Genomic DNA, 19,561 nt, shown 5'->3' on the forward strand with positions numbered 1-19,561 from the left:
CTGTAATGGAGTGGCAAAAGGGGCACCGCTGCTGGCTGCTGCGGTGCCGGGTACTGCCGCAGCACACCGATCACGGGGGTGTGATGTGGCACGGCGCCTACCTCGCCTGGCTGGAGGAGGCCCGGGTGGAGGCCCTCGCAGCGGCGGGGCTCCCTTATGCAGCACTGTCGGCCCTGGGCCTGGAGCTGCCGGTGCTGGCCCTGCGGATCGACTATCACCAGGCCGTGGGCCATGGCGAGCTGGTGGAGCTGCACAGCCAGGCCCAGCCCCGCCGGGGCCTGCGGCTGCCCTGGATCACCCGCTTCATGCTCAGTGGCGAGCGGCTGGCGGCTGAAGCCAGGGTGGAGCTGGCGCTGGTACGGCGTCAGGGAGCGGGCCTTCAGTTGGTGCGCCGCTATCCGCCGGAGCTTGAGCAGGCGCTCCAGAGGTTGCTCGACGGACCCGACAAAGCGTGCTAGTACATCTGTACTGAATGGCATGGTCATGGGCGAGCTGGTGTCGCTGTCCTTTGCGTGTCGCTCCTGGGCAGGAGCCGCCTCCACTCCAGGGGGCTCAGCGAGTGGTTCATCTCCGGGGTCATTGGATCGTCTGAGCCAGTTCAGCTTTGGCCTGGATCCTGGCCCTGGCCAGTGCTGGGCTGAGCGGCGGCAGTGGTGGTTGCTCTGGAGCAGTTGTCCAGGCCTGGGCTGGCGCCGCCTGGCCGAACTGGAGCGCGCCTGTGGTGGGCTGGCGGCGGCCTGGACGGCCAGCAGGGCCGAGCTGGCCTGCCTGAACGGTTTCGGACCTGGCGTGCTGGCCAGCATCGAGGTTCACCGCCAGAGCTGGGGCCAGGATCCGCTGGGAGCTGGAGGCTGGCCCGCCCAGGCACCACGGCGGGTGCTCGTGCCGGGTGACCCCGCCCGTCCCGCCTCTCTGAATCAGCTGCAGCGGCCGCCACTGGCCCTGCACTGGGCTGGTCGAGGATCCCTCTGGGCTCCCCTGCGGCGGCGTCAGGCGATTGCGGTGGTCGGCACCCGCCGGCCCTCGCCGCATGGGCGAGCCATGGCCGAAGCGCTGGGCGCCGCCCTGGCCGAGGCCGGCTGGCCCGTGGTCAGTGGCCTGGCGGAGGGCATCGACGCCGCAGTGCATCGCGGATGCCTGGAACGGGGCGGACGCCCCATCGGTGTGCTCGGGACCCCGCTCGATCGTGTCTATCCACGCCATCACCAGGTCCTTCAATCGGCCGTGGCCCGCCATGGTCTGCTGGTGAGCGAGCACCCCCGGGGCACTCCCGTGCGGCGGGGCCATTTCGCCGCCCGCAATCGCCTCCAGGTGGCCCTCGCCCAGGCGGTTGTGGTGGTGGAGTGCCCCGAATCGAGTGGGGCGCTCCACTCCGCTGCCCTGGCCTGGGACCAGGGGCTGCCGCTCTGGGTCGTTCCAGCCGACGCCGGCAAGTGCTCTGCCCTGGGCAGCAATCGTCTGCTGTCCCAGGGGGCGAGTCCGCTGCTGGCGGCCTCGGATCTGATCGCCCAGCTGGGCGCAGGCCCCCTTGGCCGCCCTCAGGCCACCACCACCACGGCGGCCAGCCCCTCGCCAGCCACACCCACTGGCGCGCCGGATCAGGCCCTGCTGGCCGCCCTGGGCCAAGGGGCCTCTCTGGAGCAGCTGGCGCAGGCCCTGGGCCGATCCGGGGCTGAGCTGGCCACCCAGTTGCTGCATCTGGAGCTGGCGGGCCGTGTGCGCGCGGAACCGGGCCTTCGCTGGCGCCCTGCCTCAGGGTCGCCTGTCTAAGTTTTGGCCATGGCTGCCTCCAGGCCCCTCCCCAGTGCTGCGCCCCAGCTGGCTCCTGCCAGCCAAGCGCCTGCAGCCCCAGGTGAGCTGATCCTGGGCTCCGAGCTGCTGGCCTGGCGCCGGCAGCGGCTGGGGGAAGGGGGCCGCGCTGCCGACCTCGACTGGCTGCTCGACCTCGGCGCCGGGCTGCGCTGGACCCAGCTGCAGCGGGTCTGGCTCGATCCCGCTTCACCCGTGCAGTTGCACACCGGGCTGGGCGAACTCACCGTCCTCTGGCGGCAGCATCTCGAGTGCCATACCCCCCTTCAGTATCTGGTGGGGGTGTGTCCCTGGCGGGAGTTCTCCCTGGCGGTGTCCCCGGCCGTTCTCATTCCACGCCAGGAAACCGAAGTGCTGGCGGATCTGGCTCTCGCTCTGGCCCTGGCCTTGCCGGCTCCGGCCCACAGGCCACTGACCTGGGCGGATCTCGGCACCGGATCCGGCTGCCTGGCTCTGGCCCTGGCCCGGGCGGCGCCCAAGGCCAGGGGGCTGGCGGTTGACTGCTCCGCCCAGGCCCTGGCCCAGGCTGAGATCAATCTCGAGGAAGCCGGTCTCCTCGATCGGGTCACGCTGCACCTCGGCCAGTGGTGGGAGCCCCTGCGCCCCCACTGGGGTGGTCTGGACCTGGTGGTCAGCAATCCCCCCTACATCCCCACGGCGGTTCTCGTGGAGCTCGAGCCGCTGGTGCGGGAGCATGAGCCGCACCTGGCCCTCGATGGCGGCCCGGATGGACTCGAAGCGATCCGGGCCCTGGCCAGCGGAGCCTGGGCGGCCCTTGCCCCCGGGGGCTGGTTGCTGCTGGAGCACCACCACGATCAGAGCCATGCCGTGGCCGAGCTGCTTCTCGCCTGCGGCCTGGTGGAGGTGACCTCCCATCGCGACCTTGAGGGGCGTTGGCGCTTTGCCCAGGCCCGGCGGCCCATGCCTGGGTCCAGGCCAGCATGGCCAGAATCCAGTAGGCCCCCGCTGGCTTGATGGAACGATCCCCCCAGCCACCAGCCCAACCAGGCCGGGCTCAGGCCATGCCTGCAGCACTCCTGGCCGAGTGGATTCTCGCGGGCGGTCCGGCGATTTTCCCCACCGACACCCTGCCGGCCCTGGCGGCTCTACCGGCAGCCGCCGGGCAGATCTGGGAGCTCAAGTCGCGCCCGAGCAACAAGCCACTGATCCTGATGGGGTCAGAGCCTGAGACGCTGTTCGCGGCGCTGGAGCTGTCGCCGCGCCCCCAGTGGTTGGAGCTGGCAGAGCGCTGCTGGCCTGGTGCTCTCACCCTGGTGCTGCCCGCACGGGGTGCGGTGGTGGCCGCTCTGCAGCCTGGCGTGGTGGCCGCCGAAGCCAGGCTTGGCCTGCGCATTCCCGCCTGCGAGCGGGCTCGCGAGCTGCTCCGCCGCACCGGACCCCTGGCCACCACCAGCGCTAACCGCTCCGGCGACCCTCCATGCCTTACGGCCTCCCAGGCCGAAGCCATGTTCCCCCAGGTGCCACGGCTGGCGCCGTTGCCCTGGCCCCACCCGTCAGGACAGGGCAGCACGGTGCTCGCCTGGAGCCTGGCCGGAACCTGGCAAGTGCTGCGCTCCGGTGCTGTGATGCCAGACCTGGATCTTCTCTGCAACTGAGGCCGCGATGCTCTGGCTTGTGCTGGCCGTGTTGGTCACGCTCGGTTTGTCCAACACCTTGATCGAGCCCTGGTTGACCTGGGCAACCCCGGCGGCCGGTTTGCACGGCTGGGGCTGGGCTGGGCTGGTGCTGGTTGGATTCATGCTGGCCGGTCGCCGGACCTGATCCGGGCCGCTGACCTACAGCAGGCCGCGGTAACGCACGAATAACTGAAGGATGGCCCAGGAGCCCAGGGTCACCTTGATGGCCACCAGGATGTTGAGCAGGGGAATCCAGCCTCCGCTGGCCAGGCTGCCGAAGGTGCCTGCCGGCGGAGCCAGGCCCGAGAGGCTGCACTGGGCCAGAATCAGGAAGATGATCACCGCCACCTTCTCCCAGGTGCCAGCGTGATAACGCTTGTAGAACGCCGCCGTGCGCTCGGCCGAGCCACTGATCACCAGCAGGCCGATGGCGGTCCCTCCGGCCACTCCCGCCCCAAAGCCCCCTCCGGGAGAGAGGTGTCCGCGCAGGGCCAGCTCCACGGCCACCAGGGCGCAGACGGTGGCCCCGAGTTGGCAGAGCACCAGGGATGGGGCATCCTCCATGGCCAGGATTGAGCGGGCAGGCGCTTCACCGCTCAGCAGCAGCTTCACCCCCAGCGCCGCGAGGCTGAACACAACCACCTCCCCCACCGTGTCGTAGAGCCGGGTGTTGAGAATGATCCCCGAGACCACATTGGGCACAGCTGCATCCCTGGTGATCGACGCCACGATGGACGTGGCGCTCGGCAGGGTGATCGCCTGATCGAGCAGGGGCAGGCCGCAGAGCAGGCCAGCCGTGAGCACATAGAGCAGGGTCCTCACGGCTGGGCTCCTGCGCCGGCAGGGGCGACTTGGCTGAGGGGGGCGATCGTGCCGCCGGCCAGGCGCCAGGCCCTGGCCCCATCGAGGCTGAGCAACTGCTCCAGCAGTCGCCCCGAGCGGATCAGAAGTTCGCCATCGCCCCCGAGCTGGCCATGGCAGGCCCCCCCCCTGGGATCGTCGATCACCTCGAGGCGGAGAAAGGCCTGCTGAAGCCAGGGCTCCAGCAGGGCCCGGTGCTCACTGCCCAGCGGTTCTCCCTCAGGCAAGGCCAGCCGGAACACCATCGACGAGCGAAGGGCAATGGCGTAGAGCGTGGTGGAGAGCAAGGTCCCCACCAGCGCCTCGGTGAGGGCCACATCGGCGGCCCCCAGCAGGGCATAGAGCAGGGTGGCTATCGCACCCAGGATCCCCCGCAGCACCAGGGTCTGGTACGGATTCCGCTGCAGCACCATCAGGATGGCGGTCAGGGGCAGCAGAGCCGCGATCGGCAGCAGCTGGGCCAGGTTTCTGCCCAGATCAAGGGGGGGGCTCATGGCGCCAGCTCAACCCCCTCCAGGAGTGGTGCCGTACTGCGGCGGGAGCAAAAGCCGAGGACGTAGCCGAACAACGTGTTCCAGATCACCAGGGAGAACAGGGCAAGGCTCAACACGGGCCATTCCGCCGGCTGGAGCACCAGCAGACCGAGCACGATCAGCGCCGAGCCGAGAGTGTCGGCCACCGACAGACCATGAAGCTTGGCCAGGTAGCTGGAGCGGCCCAGCAGAGGCCACGTTCCCATCAGCCAGAACACCAGTCCGCTGGCCAGCAGCAGTCCGCTCAGCAGCCCAGGGAGCATGGTCATGGGTCCATCTCCCGCAGCAGGTTGGCCAGCAGCATCACCCCCGCATTGCCCACGCTCAGCACGATCACGCCCACCACACCGATCATCCGGTCGCCGCGGGCCACATCGAACACCAGCAGCAGGATCGAAACCTTGGTGGAGATGCTGGCGAAGGCCGCGAGCCGGTGCCAGAGATCGGGATTGCGCAGCACCACCAGCACCGGCATCAGCAGTGCCAGCACCATCCCGTAAACGAGCACCATCATTTCCGCTGCTCCCGACCCAGCTCATGCACCAGGTAGTTGCCGTCGGGACGCCGGCCCAGGGCAATGGTGAGGGGCGTGAGCGTGATCCTGAACACCTCCAGGAACACCACCAGCGACGACTGGCTGCCTGAGCCCTTCAAGCTGGTGAACCGCTCCAGCCTGTGGGGCCTGAGGGTCATCGTCACTGCTTCGGCGTAGGCCTGAGGAATCGAGAGCAGCACGGCCCAGAGGGAGTGCAGCAGCAGCCCTGGGCTGGCCAGCCTCGAGCGGGCCCTGGGCAGCACCACCGCCAGGGTCAGGCCCGCGATCAGGTTGAAACGCCCCACATCGGCGGTGAGCAGGAGCCAGAGGCCCAGCCGGAATCCGGTGGTCAGCCCCCAGCTGGCTGCACGGCGCAGTCTCAGGCTATGGCCCGTCAACACGAGAGTGTCACCACCAGCGCGGTCCCCATGATGCCCATGCCGCCGATCAGGTCATCGAAGCGTTCCAGATCCGGCAACTTGATCGACGACCTCCAGGGCTGAATCAGCCTGTGGAGCGCCCAGCCGGCCAGCAGCACTCCCAGGGATTTCAGCAGCGAGCTCGCCTTGAAGCTGCTCAGCCAGAGCGTGCTGTCGTTGGCCATGAACGGCAGGCCATTCCCCAGCACCAGGGCGGCCAAGAGCAGCGCCACTCCCCAGTGGAACGGGGCGGCGGCAGGGGGGCGTTCTTCGCTCGGCCTCACGATCGGGCTGGCCCACAGCCGCATGTACACAGCGGCTGTGCCCACCGAGAACAACGTGACCAGCAGAACCGGCAGAGGGCCAAGCCGCTGTTGGAGCTGCTCCTTCGCCAGATACCCCACCAGCAGGGGACAGCCGGCGATCGAGAGGGCCGCCAACCGCATCGGCAGCGCCACCGACCACGGCAGGGGCATCTCGGACCAGCTCTCCAGCCTGCGGCTGGGACAGCGGCGCGTCAGCAGGAACAGGCAGGCTTTGGCGAGGCCGTGCCCCAGAGCGAAGAGGCCCGCCGTCACCGGGGAGATCACCACCAGGCCGATCTGTGAGACCGTGCTCCAGGCCAGGAGACGCTTGACGTCGGTTTCCAGCAAGGCAAAGACCACGGCAAAGCCCGCGCTGGCCAGCCCCAGCCAGATCACCACCGACGCCAGCTCCGGGCTCCCCTGGGAGAGCCTCACGAGCGGTGCCGCCCCAGCGGTGATGACCACCCCCGAGAGCAGCGCCGACACCTCAGCCGGGGCCTCGGCATGGGTGCGGGGCAGCCATAGCCCCGAGATGAACAGCCCCGACTTCGTCAACAGCCCGATCAGCAGCAGGGCCAGGGCGCCGGTCGTGGCGCCAGCGACCCCCTCAAAGGCAAAGGAGCCATGGCTGGCCTGCACCTGGGCACAGCCGATCAGAAAGAAAAGCAGAGCTGTGCTGCCCACGAGTAGGTAACGCAGGGCAATCCAGAGCGAGCGGAACTTGTGGCGGTCGGCGATCAGCAGGAAGGCGCACAGGCTCACCACCTCCAGGGCCACATAGAGGCTGATCAGGTCGTGGCAGACGAGGGCGGAATTGATCGAGCCAAGCAGGGCCATCAACAGCAGGCAGAAGCTGGGGTCGTCGTGGCTCTGGCCCCGCTCCAGCAGCACCGCGGCGCTCACCAGAGCATTGAGCAGCAGGAAAGGGGCGACAAAACCATCCAGCAGCAGCGACACGCCTGATGGCCCCACCAGCTGGATCAGGATCGGCTCGGGATCAAGGCTCAGGATCAGGCCTGCGGCCAGCGTGGCTGTGCAGCAGAGCAGCGCCATCCACCAGCCCAGTTTCGGCCACAGCGCGGCGCTGAAAGCCAGCAGGAACGGCAGCAGCAACCAGCCGATGATGAGGGCACTCATCCTTCGGCAGCCTCCTCCAAGGCATCGATCTGCAGGCTGGGCTCCCGCCGGGCCAGGTGGGTGATCACCACCAGCAGCAGGGCCTGAACAGAAAATCCGATCACGATCGCCGTGAGGATCACCGCCTGGGGCACCGGATCAGCAAAGTCGGCTGCCGGGGATGAAGCTGCCCCTGTGCTGGCTTCGAGAATCGGCGTGCGCACTCCGCTGCGGGCGGCCAGCAGCACGAAGAACCCGATCACCCCGGTGCTCATCACATCCAGTGCCAGCACCTTGAGAAAGAGGTTTCGGCGCAGGAGCAGTCCCAGAAACCCAGCCAGCACCGTCACCAGCACCAGGGCCTCGATCAACAGCGCAGGGGTGAGGGGGGGGAAGGAGATGGAGGAACTGGAAGCAAGCCGGCTAACGGATTTGAACCGATGACCTTCGCTTTACAAAAGCGCTGCTCTACCACTGAGCTAAGCCGGCACGGCGCTGAGCTTATCGCTCGCCCCGCGCCCAGAGCAGCAGCTGAGATCGATTGCTGCAGCCCGCCTTGGCCAGCAGGCTCGACACATGACTCTCGACGGTCCTGGGGCTCAGCACCAGTTCCGCCGCGATCGCCTTGTTGCTCAGGCCGCGCACCAGCCAACCCAGCACCCGTTGCTCGGCCGGCGTGGGAGACAGCTCCACCAGGGGCATGGGCCCACCCTCAACGGTTCGGTTCTGAGGATTCCCAACCGCTTCGCCTTTGAGCCTTGCCGGTTGCCACGGGTCCGGCTCAGGCGGTTGCCATGGAGGGATCACCGCCGGGGGGCGGTGGCTTGGGGCGGGCCCGTTTGATTGGCAGGTTGGCCACCAGGGCTGTGACGCGGTCCTCGGTTTCAAGGCTCACGTCACCTTCCTCAAGATCGATCTCCACGTAGCGCGAGACCACCTCGAGAATTTCCCGGCGCATCTGCTCGAGTAATTCGGGATTGAGGTCACTGCGGTCGTGGGCCAGCACCAGTTGCAGCCTTTCGCGGGCCATGCCCGCACTGGCGGGCTGACGACCGAGCAGCTTGTCGATGAAATCGCGCAAGGTCATCGCGGCTCAGAAGATTTTGGTGTGCATCAGGCGGCCCAGCTTGGCGCGCAGGCCCTGGCCCTCCTTGGTGGGGTCGGCCAGGGGGACCTCTTCACCGCGCAGGCGGCGGGCCACGTTGGTGTAGGCCTGGCCTGCCGGTGAACGGCTGCCGTTGAGGGTGAGTGGCTCGCCCCGGTTGGTGGACACGATCACCTGCTCGTCCTCGAGCACCAGGCCCAGCAGGGGCAGGGCCAGGATGTCGGTGACGTCGCTGACCGAGAGCATCTCCTGGTTGGCCATCATGCGTGGCCTGACCCGATTGAGCACCAGCTGGATCGGTTTGATGTCGCGGGTCTGGAGAAGCCCGATCACCCGGTCGGCATCGCGGACGGCCGACACTTCGGGCGTGGTGACCACCAGCGCCTCACGCGAGGCGGCGGCCGCATTCTTGAACCCCTCCTCGATGCCGGCGGGACAGTCGATGAGCACGTAATCGAATTGCTCGGCCAGCAGTCCCACGATCTTCTTCATGTCGTCGGGCGTGAGCCACTCGAGCATGCGCGGATTGCCGGCCGGCAGAAGGGAGAGGTTGGGTTCCTGCTTGTGCTTCACCAGGGCCTGCTCCAGGCGGCAACTGCCGGAGAGCACCTCCTGGGCGGTGTAGACGATCCGGTTCTCAAGCCCCAGCAACAGATCAAGGTTGCGCAGGCCGAAATCGGCATCGAGCACGGCGGTTCTGGCCCCCTGCTTGGCCAGGGCGATGCCCAGATTGGCCGTGAGCGTGGTTTTGCCGACGCCACCTTTGCCTGAACAGATCAGAATTGTGCGGTTCTGTGCGCTCGTCACGGGTTTGCCAGACATGCCCCAGATTATGGCCCCCATCTTTGGCCAGCCCATGGTTGAGCAGCCCGGCTTCCAGTAACGCCTGTGGGTGATGGGCGACGACGGGGTCGAGACGCTGGTTGATCTGATCGCTCAGCCCCGTGAGGGGGAGCGGCGTCTCAAGCTGTAAAAACGGGATGGAGTCCGAGAATCTGCAGCCAGCGCGGCTGGGGGGGGTCAACCGCTGAAGGGGGGCCAGCTCGGCTCGGAGGGATCGATGCGAATCACTCCCCCCACCAGGCGGGCCTGTTCGCAGAAGCCCTGCGGAGGTGAATCCTCCGGCCCCCTGGCGATCACCTCGGCGATGCGCAGCTGCAGGGGGCGCAGCTGCAGGGCCACGATCCTGGCGTTGGGATCACCGTGGCAGCCGGCATGGGCCACACCCCGCAGCCGGCCCCACACCAGCACGTGCCCGCCGGCGCTGACCCGGGCGCCCGGGTTGACATCACCAAGCACCAGTGCCGTGCCCTCCACCTGGAGGTGGTCGCCGGAGCGCAGGGTGCCCCGCTGAATCACCAGATCTGGGCTGTTGCGGGAGTCCGGACCGGGCCCTGGGGCGGTGCTCTTCTGCAGGCGTGTGCTGAGGCCGATGGCCGCCGCAGCCGCCAGGGTGAGGGCCTGGCGACCTTCCACGCCCATCAGCTCGAGCTGGTAGGTGGCCAACTGATGCTCAAGTCCGCGCAGGTCGGCCGCCGTGAGCAGCCAGTCGCCGCTCTGGAGCAGCAGCGCTCCGCTGTCGATCACACCATCGAGTCCCCGCTGCAGCTGCTCCGGCAGGGGGGCAGCCTCGGGACCAGGCTCCGGCAGCAGCAACTGGTGGGGGAGGCCGCTGCGGGCGGCGGGCACGAACTCGGCAGCCATCGCCGCATGCGGAGGGGCCCAACTTAGGCAGCGCCGCGGCGACTGCTCCCCAGGGCACGGGCCCGCTCCCGCAGGGGTTCACTCACCTCGGGGGGGTGGATCAACCAGGCCAGCTCCATCGGCTTCACCAGGCTGGCCACCAGGGGGGAGTGTTCCTCCAGGGCCGCCAGCGACTCCCCATCCCAAAGCCGCAACCCACCTTTGTAGGGGTCATAGCCGCGGTTCTGACGCTGTTGCAGGGCGCAGCACAGGCTGGGCTTCAGTCCGGCGGCCTCGCTGAGCCTCTGGGCCAGGGCCAGCAACTCCAGCCGTCCACCGGCATCCAGGTGGCTGACGTCACGGGCCCGGAGCAGGCGCCGGTCCAGCAGGCGTCCGCAGAGCTCCTGCAGATCAGCCGGCCCCGCCTCCCGCCAGCGCATCAGGTGGTAGCCCGTGCGCAGGTCGTCGTTGGCCAGGTAGGTCTCCAGATCGAGGCTCTCAGGGCGCCACAGCCACTTCGCCATCACCGCATCGGCGTCCACTCCGCCTTCGGGCCCGAGGCGGCGGGCCAGCTGGATCGTCCGGGTCAGCAACCAGTTGCAGACCACATTGAGCCGGTGGTTGTAGAGGCTGCGGTACATCAGGCTGCGCACCACCAGGTAGTGCTCCACCGCCATCAGTCCTTTCGGGTGCAGCGCCAGGCTGCCGTCAGGAGCCACGGTCAGGGCCCCCAGGATCCGCTCCAGATCGAGCTGGCCATAGCGGGTGCCCGTGCTGTGGCTGTCCCGTAGCAGGTAGTCGAGCCGGTCGCAGTCGAGCTGGCCGCTCACCAGGGAGGCCAGCGCCGGCTGTCGGTGATGACCGCGCTCCAGCAGGTCGGCCACGGCATCGGCACTGCCGGGGGCATGGCGCTCGAGAGCCTCACGCAAGGCCGGGTGTTCCCGCACCAGCCGGGCCGACCAGGTTTCGTGGCGCAGCCCATACATCTCCTCACCGGAGTGGCTGAGCGGGGCGTGCCCCACGTCGTGCAGCAGGGCCGCGGCGTAGAGCACCCCCTGATCCTGTGCCAGCTCGGGGGCCTGGCGCTCCAGCTGGTGCAAGGCAAGCCTGGCCAGATGCAGCACCCCAAGGGAATGGGTGAAGCGGCTCGACTCAGCGCCATGGAAGGTGAGGAACGCCGGCCCCAGCTGGCGGATCCGGCGCAGGCGCTGGAAGGGGGCCGTGTCGATCAGCTCCATGGCCAGGCCTTCGGCCGGTTGGCTTCGCTCCAGCCGGATCGCTCCGTGCAGGGGATCGTGATAGGTGCGCAGGCTCATGCTGTGGGGAGCTCCTGCAGCAGCTGCTCGGCGGCCAGCTGCAGCCAGTGGTCGTCGGCCCCACCTGGATTGAGGGGCTCCGGCTCGGGCAGCAGCCGGTCAGGTGCGATGCCCTGGTTCTGGATGTCACGGCCGCTGGGAGTCCTGTAGCGGGCCACGGTCACGGCCAGGCCGCTGCCGTCCCCCAGGTTGATCAGTGTCTGGATCAGTCCCTTGCCGAAGGTGCGGCTGCCCAGCAGAGCTGATCGGCCGTCGTCCTGGAGGGCGCCCGCCAGGATTTCGCTGGCGCTGGCAGTGCCCCCATTCACCAACGTGACCATCGGGCCGCTGTACAGCTGTCCGGCCGCGGCCTGCCGCCGCTCACTCAGACCGTCGCGGTTCATGGTCTCCACGATCGGCTGGGCGGCGAGGAAGGCATTGGCCACCGCCACTCCCGCCTCGACAAGACCGCCGGAGTTGTTGCGCAGATCGAGAATCACCCCCTCCACACCCTCCTGGTCGAAGCCCTGGAGAGCCTCACGCACCCCGGCGGGCACCGGCTCGCTGAACTGAGTGATGCGCAGCAGTCCCAGGCGGTGACCCTCGCGCTTGAGCAGTCTGGACCGTACCGGTTGCAGGTCCACCCGCTCACGCCTCAGCAGCACTTGTCTGGGTTCAGCCCGGGGGGTGGGCGGCTGGATGAGCACCTGCACGCTGGTGCCAGCCGGACCCCTCAGGCGCGCGGCCGTGGCCTCCAGTCCAAGGATGCGGCACGGCTTTCCCTCCACTTCCAGCACCTCGCTGCCCGAGCTGATGCCGGCTTCGGCGGCCGGCGACCCATCCAGCGGCGCAATCACCACGATCCCCTGCCCGTCCTCTCCCAGGCTCAGCTGCAGGCCGACGCCGCTGACGCTTCCCTCCGTTGTGGCGCGCAGGGCTTTGTAGTCGGCTGGGCGAAGCACACGGGTGTAGGGATCGCCGATCGGCTCAAGCATGGCCGCGATGGCGTCGTAGGCCTGGGCGCTGGTCTCGATCGGCTGTTCCAGGGCCTTCTGGCGCAGGCGCCGCCAGTGCACGGTTTCAAAACGTGTGGGGTCGACATAGCTCTGGTTCACCAGCCGCCAGGCCTCGACCACCAGCTGCTGAGCATCGTTGAGGGCCAGGGCCGGGCCGGGCTGCAGCCACAGCCCAACGCAGAGCAGCAGGGCCAGCGCCATGGCTCGTCCTCGCCAAGAGATCAGCGCGTTGGAGAGGGGCTTGGACCGGCTCATCGCTGGCAAGCCGGAGACAGGACGGCAATCACGGCCCAAGCGCGGGTATCGGTAGACTCTCGCAACCCCAACCCAGCACTGCATGGCGAACTCGTCTCCCGCCGCCAAGTCGTCTCCTGTTTTCGACTGGTTCGAGGAGCGCCTGGAACTCCAGGCGATTGCCGACGACATCTCCTCAAAGTACGTGCCGCCCCACGTCAACATCTTCTATTGCCTCGGTGGCATCACGCTGGTGTGCTTCCTGATCCAGTTCGCCACTGGATTCGCGATGACCTTTTATTACAAGCCCACGGTGGCTGAGGCCTATTCCTCGGTTCAGTACCTGATGACCGACGTCAGCTTCGGCTGGCTGATCCGCTCGGTGCATCGCTGGAGCGCCAGCATGATGGTGCTGATGCTGATTCTGCACGTCTTCCGCGTGTATCTCACCGGCGGCTTCAAGCGTCCCAGGGAGCTCACCTGGGTCACCGGCGTGGTGATGGCCGTCATCACCGTCTCCTTTGGCGTCACCGGATATTCCCTCCCCTGGGATCAGGTCGGTTACTGGGCCGTCAAGATCGTTTCGGGTGTCCCCGCCGCAGTTCCTGTGGTCGGCGATTTCATGGTCGAGCTGCTGCGTGGTGGTGAGAGCGTCGGTCAGGCCACGCTCACCCGCTTCTACAGCCTGCATACCTTCGTGATGCCCTGGCTGCTGGCGGTGTTCATGCTCATGCACTTCCTGATGATCCGCAAGCAGGGCATCTCCGGTCCTTTGTGATCTGATCTCCAGCCTCGATCAACTGATTCAGCCTTTTCACTCCTCTCACCCCACACTCGGTGCTTTCGATGCACATCCTCAAGAAGCCTGATCTCAGCGACCCCAGCTTGCGGGCCAAGCTGGCCAAGGGCATGGGTCACAACTACTACGGAGAGCCTGCCTGGCCCAACGATCTCCTCTACATCTTCCCGGTTGTGATCCTGGGCACCATCGCCATGGTGGTGGGCCTGGCAGTGCTGGATCCAGCCATGCTCGGCGACAAGGCTGATCCCTTCGCCACACCTCTCGAAATCCTGCCGGAGTGGTACCTCTACCCCGTCTTTCAGATTCTTCGGGTCGTCCCCAACAAGCTTCTGGGCATTGCCCTGCAGACGATGGTCCCCTTGGGCCTGATGCTCATCCCCTTCATCGAGAGCTTCAACAAGTTCCAGAACCCCTTCCGCAGGCCTGTGGCCATGGCCGCCTTCCTGTTCGGAACAGTGTTCACGATCTACCTGGGCATCGGTGCCGCTCTGCCCATCGACAAGTCACTCACCCTCGGCTTGTTCTGAAGTCGAGTGGACAGATCTCGACCTGGACAGATCTTGATCTAACTTCTCGCCTCCTTCCCATTGTTCATTGCAGCCGCCGTTGGCCTCGGCGGCTTTTTTTATGGTGGCGCGTCGATCGAGAGCACCGACACGTCGGCGGGATTGACACGCAGCAGGTGGTGCAGCAGCAGAAAGCCAATGATGGTCCAGGTCTGGTAGGTGCGGGATTGCTGCCCCACCCACGTGCCGGTGGGTCCATCGAAGTACTCAGCCCACTGCTGGCGCGGCAACTGGTTCAGCTGTGACCAGTAACACTCCTCGAGCATGGCTTTGGCCTGCCCCATCAGCAGTGCATCCGCCCGCGGGTGGTTTTGCTCATGCTGAAGGATGGCCCCACCGAAATACCAGAGCAGGCTCGGCCAGTGGCCTCCGTTGTGGTAGCTCCACGGCCAGTTCTTGGGATCGGAACCGGTCTTGGTCATCCACTCGGCCGCTTCCATGGGGGGATGGCAGATCCGCATCGGCATCTGCGCCATCAGGTGGCTGCGGTTGTGCAGCACCAACCGGAAGAGGCCCCGCTGCTGCGGTGCGGTGAGCAGTCCGAACAGGCACGCCAGGGAATTGCCCAGGCTGTAGAAGCGGAAGTCCGGACGCCCCGTGCGGATGTTGCCGATCAGGTAGCCGCCGCGGTTTTCCAGCCAGTCCTGGAGCCAGTCGGGGATCACCTGGGGCTGCACATTGAACTCGTTTTCATGCTGATGGTCGCCGTATTGCTCGGTGGGTCGGCGGCGCAGCACCTGCATCGTCTTGCTGGTGACCCAGTAGTGCTTGAGCAGAAAGGAGCGGAGGTCGTGGATCCACTGGCGGGTGAGCTCGAGCCGCTGCTCCAGCAAGCGGCTGCTGCGGTCACGTCGGGCGATCTCCATCAAATGGCCGCAGCTGCGAAGGCAGCCGAACAGGAGGACCTCCACCTCCAGCGGGGCTCCCCACACGTCCATCGGACGGTCGATCATGAAGGAGCAGTCTGGAACGAACAGCACCGGTGTGCCCTCGAAGGTGGGGTGCATCACCAGATCGAGCAGCAGCTGCACCCCCCGCTGCACCTTCTGGCTGGCTCCGAACTCCCAGTCCTGGCTGCGCTTGACGTAGTACCAGCACAGGATCGGCCACCACAGGCTGGCGTCCACCGAGGTGATCCGTCCGATCGAGCGTTGTCCGTAGTCGGCCATCAGCTGGCCGTTCTCCTCGATGAAGCTGGTGGGGAAGACGCCACGGGTCTGGTAGGTGCTGCTCTGAAGGTCAAGGCAGACGCTCAGAAAGTGACGAACAATGTCAAAGCGACCCTCCAGGAGCAGGTGAATCATCACCGGCACGTTGTCGCGCAGAAACACTTCGCCGTAATTGAGGGAGCCGTGGCTGCGGGGATGCTCCAGGGCGGCCACCGATCCCACCAGGGAGCCCTGCACCGACACCAGAGTGCGCTCGAATTTTTCGCGGGCACTGGCCACAACAGCGTCTTCTCGGGAGCTGGGGCGGATGCGAAGCCGCTCCTGGCTGAAATGTGTCGCCAAGCCTGGACTCCTCTTGAACGGGGCCGGTTCCTACGAAACCATAGACAGGACAGGCGATCTGGGCTGCTAAGCGCGGCGCTCGTCAGGTGCTTGCAGCACCTGCGGCCGAACCTGTGGTATGTTTTTGGACTGCGCGTGAGCCGGAAGGCGAGCGCTGCAGGGCTTACAACCAGGAGGAGGCGAGAGCCGGCCGACGGTGTTGTAAGTTTCAAAAGCGGTTGGGAGACCACCGCGAGCCACCGGAGGCCGAGAGGCTGAGGGAGGCGCACCTGGACAACTAAAAAGTTTAGGAACTGACGCTTTTGCTGTGTCAGAAGCCAAAGCGAGGTGATGAGCAATGAGCTCCTGCAAGGGAGGCATGGCTTGAGCCGAGCTTAGGAGTCTGACGAGATAGCAGCAAAGGTGTGAGGTCCCGTCAAAAGAAAAAAGCATCAGGATTTTGCCTGAATTTTGAGAAGGTTACTTTCACGGGTAATTTTTTCAATGAATGTTCAGGTGAGAGACGGTGCGACCGGATCTGAGTGATTTGGAAAGTCGTTGCACGAGCAGCTGAAAGACGTTGCGGCGACCGCATGGATGAGTGATCGAGACTCGATTGTCAGGGGAGACTCTGATGAGGAATGAGCGCGAAAGGTTATCTGTGAAGGTTGTTGTGATTGAGGTTGGCATGTTGTGTGATGCACTCTCGAACCCTTCTGGCTAGAAGGAGGCCTTAACTAATGATTGACGCAAGTCAGGTTATTGGGTAACGGCGACATCATTTGCGATGATAGTTGGCATGATTTTAGCGAAAGCCAAGGTTATGTGAATTAGAGTTTATAGGAATGATGACTACAACGGAGAGTTTGATCCTGGCTCAGGATGAACGCTGGCGGCGTGCTTAACACATGCAAGTCGAACGAGCCTTCGGGCTAGTGGCGGACGGGTGAGTAACGCGTGGGAATCTGCCCTCAGGAGGGGGATAACGGCCGGAAACGGCCGCTAATACCCCATATGCCGAGAGGTGAAACGAATTTCGCCTGGGGATGAGCCCGCGTCTGATTAGCTAGTTGGTGAGGTAATGGCTCACCAAGGCATCGATCAGTAGCTGGTCTGAGAGGATGATCAGCCACACTGGGACTGAGACACGGCCCAGACTCCTACGGGAGGCAGCAGTGGGGAATTTTCCGCAATGGGCGCAAGCCTGACGGAGCAACGCCGCGTGAGGGACGAAGGCCTCTGGGCTGTAAACCTCTTTTCTCAAGGAAGAAGACATGACGGTACTTGAGGAATAAGCCACGGCTAATTCCGTGCCAGCAGCCGCGGTAATACGGGAGTGGCAAGCGTTATCCGGAATTATTGGGCGTAAAGCGTCCGCAGGCGGCCTTGAAAGTCTGTTGTTAAAGCGTGGAGCTCAACTCCATTTCAGCAATGGAAACTACAAGGCTAGAGTGTGGTAGGGGCAGAGGGAATTCCCGGTGTAGCGGTGAAATGCGTAGATATCGGGAAGAACACCAGTGGCGAAGGCGCTCTGCTGGGCCATAACTGACGCTCATGGACGAAAGCCAGGGGAGCGAAAGGGATTAGATACCCCTGTAGTCCTGGCCGTAAACGATGAACACTAGGTGTCGGGAGAATTAACCCTTCCGGTGTCGTAGCCAACGCGTTAAGTGTTCCGCCTGGGGAGTACGCACGCAAGTGTGAAACTCAAAGGAATTGACGGGGGCCCGCACAAGCGGTGGAGTATGTGGTTTAATTCGATGCAACGCGAAGAACCTTACCAGGGTTTGACATCCTGCGAATCCCTTGGAAACTTGGGAGTGCCTTCGGGAACGCAGTGACAGGTGGTGCATGGCTGTCGTCAGCTCGTGTCGTGAGATGTTGGGTTAAGTCCCGCAACGAGCGCAACCCACGTCTTTAGTTGCCAGCATTCAGTTGGGCACTCTAGAGAGACCGCCGGTGATAAACCGGAGGAAGGTGTGGATGACGTCAAGTCATCATGCCCCTTACATCCTGGGCTACACACGTACTACAATGCTACGGACAAAGGGCAGCAAACTCGCGAGAGCTAGCAAATCCCATAAACCGTGGCTCAGTTCAGATCGTAGGCTGCAACTCGCCTACGTGAAGGAGGAATCGCTAGTAATCGCAGGTCAGCATACTGCGGTGAATACGTTCCCGGGCCTTGTACACACCGCCCGTCACACCATGGAAGTTGGCCATGCCCGAAGTCGTTACTCCAACCCGCAAGGGAGGAGGACGCCGAAGGTGGGGCTGATGACTGGGGTGAAGTCGTAACAAGGTAGCCGTACCGGAAGGTGCGGCTGGATCACCTCCTAACAGGGAGACAATAACTGATCGTGATGTCTGGCTCATTTATTGCTAGGCCATGATCCTGTCATCTCGATGGTTAATCGGTACCTCAACCGACAGAGACGAAGCCAGATGTGAATCCAGCGATGGAGAGACCTCTGAGCTGTCGTGGATGTCTTTTCAGTTCCTAAACTTTGTCTAGGTCACCCCGCAAGGGTATCCCTGGGCCATTAGCTCAGGTGGTTAGAGCGCACCCCTGATAAGGGTGAGGTCCCTGGTTCAAGTCCAGGATGGCCCATTCGTGTTTGGGGGTTTAGCTCAGTTGGTAGAGCGCCTGCTTTGCAAGCAGGATGTCAGCGGTTCGAGTCCGCTAACCTCCACTGACCAACCCGCCCGGATCGCGAAAGCAGAGGGAGAGAGCTTGTGGTGGTGATTTTAGATGATTGTACTGAGAAAAGGACTCTAGCTTCCTTTCATTTTAAGGTTTGATCAGTATCTTGATGCGAGTCAAGTACTGCCATAGGCCTTGATTGAAAAGACGCTGGACTCCAGCAAGATCAGCTGAAAGGCTGATGGTTGCGGTGTTCAGTAGAACCTTGACAACTGCATAGGTAAGTCTGTAAATAAAGCATCTCATGGATGCTTCATCAGCAGTCGATGATTCTGGTGGCTTTGGCTCCTGGGATCAACGTTTGTTTTTGGAGCGATTCTAGAGTAGGAGCCGAGACTCCACATTGCTCCTGGTTCTTGCCGAAAGAATCGGGTTTGATCTTGTTTTTAGAGTCAATGCGAGATCAATTGAAGAAATTCAGTTGATCAGGCGTTGAGGATGAAAGCAGGAGAATCTGCGTACAACCGCAGTAAGGTGATGTGGAGATAAATTGGTCAAGCTACAAAGGGCTCACGGTGGATACCTTGGCACACAGAGGCGATGAAGGACGTAGTTACCTGCGATAAGTCTCGGGGAGCTGGAAACACGCTTTGATCCGGGAATTTCCGAATGGGGCAACCCCTAGAACGGCCAGCTGAATCCATAGGCTGGCACGAGCCAACCCAGCGAACTGAAACATCTTAGTAGCTGGAGGAAAGGAAAGTAAAAACGACTCCCTAAGTAGCGGCGAGCGAACGGGGAAGAGCCTAAACCGATGGTTCCGACCATCGGGGTTGTGGGACAGCAACGTGGACCAGTGACGTTAGTGGAAGCGTTTGAAAGGCGCGCCATAGAGGGTGAAAGCCCCGTACGCGAAAACGAATCTGGCCTAGCTGTATCCCGAGTAGTACGGAGCACGTGAAATTCCGTATGAATCTGCGAGGACCACCTCGTAAGGCTAAGTACTCCTGTGTGACCGATAGCGCAACAGTACCGCGAGGGAAAGGTGAAAAGAACCCCGGGAGGGGAGTGAAATAGAACATGAAACCGTGAGCTTACAAGCAATGGGAGCCCGACTGATCGGGTGACCGTGTGCCTGTTGAAGAATGAGCCGGCGACTTATAGGCACTGGCAGGTTAAACCGGGAATGGTGGAGCCATAGCGAAAGCGAGTCTGAATAGGGCGATCGTCAGTGTTTATAGACCCGAACCCGGGTGATCTAACCATGGCCAGGATGAAGCTTGGGTGATACCAAGTGGAGGTCCGAACCGACTGATGTTGAAAAATCAGCGGATGAGCTGTGGTTAGGGGTGAAATGCCAATCGAACCCGGAGCTAGCTGGTTCTCCCCGAAATACGTTGAGGCGTAGCGTCTAGTGCTATAGCAGGGGGGTAAAGCCACCGTTTCGGTGCGGGCTGCGAGAGCGGTACCAAATCGATACGAACTCTGAATACCCTGTGTGAAACTAGGCA

At 64.2% G+C, this 19,561-nt stretch carries 21 protein-coding genes, 3 tRNA genes and 2 rRNA genes; 11 read left to right on the forward strand and 15 right to left on the reverse strand.

Going from position 1 to position 19,561, the window contains the following annotated elements; translation table 11 throughout:
- The first annotated feature begins 5 nt into the window (after positions 1-5).
- The 5 genes from WH5701_RS15330 to WH5701_RS17805 all read left to right on the forward strand — a co-directional run bounded on the left by WH5701_RS15330 (position 6) and on the right by WH5701_RS17805 (position 3,591).
- Positions 6-458 (forward strand): acyl-CoA thioesterase, encoded by a 453-nt coding sequence (locus WH5701_RS15330; protein ID WP_037981199.1) that lies wholly within the window; start codon positions 6-8, stop codon positions 456-458.
- Between the two features lie 121 nt (positions 459-579).
- On the forward strand, positions 580-1,770 hold the full coding sequence (locus WH5701_RS15335) for a DNA-processing protein DprA (RefSeq protein ID WP_006173440.1): 1,191 nt from the start codon (positions 580-582) through the stop codon (positions 1,768-1,770).
- 9 nt (positions 1,771-1,779) lie between these two features.
- Positions 1,780-2,784: a peptide chain release factor N(5)-glutamine methyltransferase gene (gene prmC, locus WH5701_RS15340; RefSeq protein ID WP_006173441.1), complete on the forward strand. Its 1,005-nt coding sequence runs from the start codon at positions 1,780-1,782 to the stop codon at positions 2,782-2,784.
- A 47-nt stretch (positions 2,785-2,831) separates the two neighbouring features.
- Complete coding sequence (locus WH5701_RS15345; protein WP_037981734.1) at positions 2,832-3,425, forward strand: L-threonylcarbamoyladenylate synthase; 594 nt, start codon at positions 2,832-2,834, stop codon at positions 3,423-3,425.
- Between the two features lie 7 nt (positions 3,426-3,432).
- Positions 3,433-3,591, forward strand: a complete 159-nt coding sequence (locus tag WH5701_RS17805; protein ID WP_006173444.1) for a hypothetical protein — start codon at positions 3,433-3,435, stop codon at positions 3,589-3,591.
- A gap of 14 nt (positions 3,592-3,605) precedes the next feature.
- Here WH5701_RS17805 and WH5701_RS15350 read toward each other — a convergent pair whose 3' ends face one another.
- The 14 genes from WH5701_RS15350 to ctpZ form a co-directional block, all read right to left on the reverse strand.
- Positions 3,606-4,268 carry a Na(+)/H(+) antiporter subunit B gene (locus tag WH5701_RS15350; protein ID WP_006173446.1) on the reverse strand — a complete coding sequence of 221 codons (663 nt, stop codon included), beginning with the start codon at positions 4,266-4,268 and terminating at the stop codon, positions 3,606-3,608.
- Positions 4,265-4,801 (reverse strand): hydrogenase subunit MbhD domain-containing protein, encoded by a 537-nt coding sequence (locus WH5701_RS15355; RefSeq protein WP_006173448.1) that lies wholly within the window; start codon positions 4,799-4,801, stop codon positions 4,265-4,267. The genes WH5701_RS15350 and WH5701_RS15355 overlap by 4 nt, the downstream gene beginning before the upstream one ends.
- Positions 4,798-5,109, reverse strand: a complete 312-nt coding sequence (locus tag WH5701_RS15360; protein WP_006173450.1) for a monovalent cation/H(+) antiporter subunit G — start codon at positions 5,107-5,109, stop codon at positions 4,798-4,800. Before WH5701_RS15360 ends, WH5701_RS15355 begins: the two co-directional genes overlap by 4 nt.
- A complete protein-coding gene (locus WH5701_RS15365; RefSeq protein WP_367279704.1) occupies positions 5,106-5,351 on the reverse strand; it encodes a hypothetical protein in 246 nt (81 codons plus the stop codon). Before WH5701_RS15365 ends, WH5701_RS15360 begins: the two co-directional genes overlap by 4 nt.
- On the reverse strand, positions 5,351-5,773 hold the full coding sequence (locus WH5701_RS15370; protein ID WP_006173456.1) for a Na+/H+ antiporter subunit E: 423 nt from the start codon (positions 5,771-5,773) through the stop codon (positions 5,351-5,353). Before WH5701_RS15370 ends, WH5701_RS15365 begins: the two co-directional genes overlap by 1 nt.
- Positions 5,770-7,236, reverse strand: coding sequence for a proton-conducting transporter membrane subunit (locus tag WH5701_RS15375; RefSeq protein ID WP_006173458.1), 1,467 nt, complete (start codon positions 7,234-7,236; stop codon positions 5,770-5,772). The genes WH5701_RS15370 and WH5701_RS15375 overlap by 4 nt, the downstream gene beginning before the upstream one ends.
- Positions 7,233-7,586, reverse strand: coding sequence for a cation:proton antiporter subunit C (locus WH5701_RS15380; RefSeq protein WP_006173460.1), 354 nt, complete (start codon positions 7,584-7,586; stop codon positions 7,233-7,235). The genes WH5701_RS15375 and WH5701_RS15380 overlap by 4 nt, the downstream gene beginning before the upstream one ends.
- 46 nt (positions 7,587-7,632) lie before the next feature.
- A tRNA-Thr gene (locus tag WH5701_RS15385) sits at positions 7,633-7,704 on the reverse strand.
- A gap of 12 nt (positions 7,705-7,716) precedes the next feature.
- A complete protein-coding gene (locus WH5701_RS15390; RefSeq protein ID WP_006173462.1) occupies positions 7,717-7,917 on the reverse strand; it encodes a response regulator transcription factor in 201 nt (66 codons plus the stop codon).
- Between the two features lie 79 nt (positions 7,918-7,996).
- Complete coding sequence (minE, locus tag WH5701_RS15395; RefSeq protein WP_006173464.1) at positions 7,997-8,302, reverse strand: cell division topological specificity factor MinE; 306 nt, start codon at positions 8,300-8,302, stop codon at positions 7,997-7,999.
- Between the two features lie 6 nt (positions 8,303-8,308).
- Entirely contained in the window at positions 8,309-9,142 is an 834-nt protein-coding gene (gene minD, locus WH5701_RS15400; RefSeq protein ID WP_006173466.1) for a septum site-determining protein MinD, read from the reverse strand.
- 198 nt (positions 9,143-9,340) lie between these two features.
- Positions 9,341-10,024: a septum site-determining protein MinC gene (minC, locus tag WH5701_RS15405; protein ID WP_006173469.1), complete on the reverse strand. Its 684-nt coding sequence runs from the start codon at positions 10,022-10,024 to the stop codon at positions 9,341-9,343.
- Between the two features lie 23 nt (positions 10,025-10,047).
- Positions 10,048-11,319, reverse strand: a complete 1,272-nt coding sequence (locus WH5701_RS15410; protein WP_006173471.1) for an HD domain-containing protein — start codon at positions 11,317-11,319, stop codon at positions 10,048-10,050.
- Positions 11,316-12,569, reverse strand: a complete 1,254-nt coding sequence (ctpZ, locus tag WH5701_RS15415) for a carboxyl-terminal processing protease CtpZ (protein ID WP_198005214.1) — start codon at positions 12,567-12,569, stop codon at positions 11,316-11,318. Before ctpZ ends, WH5701_RS15410 begins: the two co-directional genes overlap by 4 nt.
- Positions 12,570-12,651: 82 nt before the next feature.
- Here ctpZ and petB point away from each other — a divergent pair, with 82 nt between their 5' ends.
- Both petB and petD read left to right on the forward strand, forming a co-directional pair.
- A complete protein-coding gene (gene petB, locus WH5701_RS15420; protein WP_006173475.1) occupies positions 12,652-13,326 on the forward strand; it encodes a cytochrome b6 in 675 nt (224 codons plus the stop codon).
- A gap of 68 nt (positions 13,327-13,394) precedes the next feature.
- Positions 13,395-13,877 (forward strand): cytochrome b6-f complex subunit IV, encoded by a 483-nt coding sequence (petD, locus tag WH5701_RS15425; RefSeq protein ID WP_006173477.1) that lies wholly within the window; start codon positions 13,395-13,397, stop codon positions 13,875-13,877.
- A gap of 98 nt (positions 13,878-13,975) precedes the next feature.
- Here the strand turns inward: petD and WH5701_RS15430 are convergent, their stop codons facing one another.
- Entirely contained in the window at positions 13,976-15,427 is a 1,452-nt protein-coding gene (locus WH5701_RS15430; protein ID WP_037981200.1) for a glycoside hydrolase 100 family protein, read from the reverse strand.
- 833 nt (positions 15,428-16,260) lie between these two features.
- Here WH5701_RS15430 and WH5701_RS15435 point away from each other — a divergent pair.
- From WH5701_RS15435 to WH5701_RS15450, 4 genes are all read left to right on the forward strand, one after another.
- Positions 16,261-17,746, forward strand: a 16S ribosomal RNA gene (locus WH5701_RS15435).
- Positions 17,747-17,943: 197 nt separating this feature from the next.
- Positions 17,944-18,017 (forward strand) — tRNA-Ile (locus WH5701_RS15440).
- A gap of 9 nt (positions 18,018-18,026) precedes the next feature.
- A tRNA-Ala gene (locus WH5701_RS15445) sits at positions 18,027-18,099 on the forward strand.
- 503 nt (positions 18,100-18,602) lie between these two features.
- A 23S ribosomal RNA gene (locus tag WH5701_RS15450) occupies positions 18,603-19,561 on the forward strand; the annotation flags it as partial.

It is taken from the genome of Synechococcus sp. WH 5701 (assembly GCF_000153045.1).
In the GTDB taxonomy this organism is placed as follows: Bacteria; Cyanobacteriota; Cyanobacteriia; order PCC-6307; family Cyanobiaceae; genus Regnicoccus_A; species Regnicoccus_A antarcticus.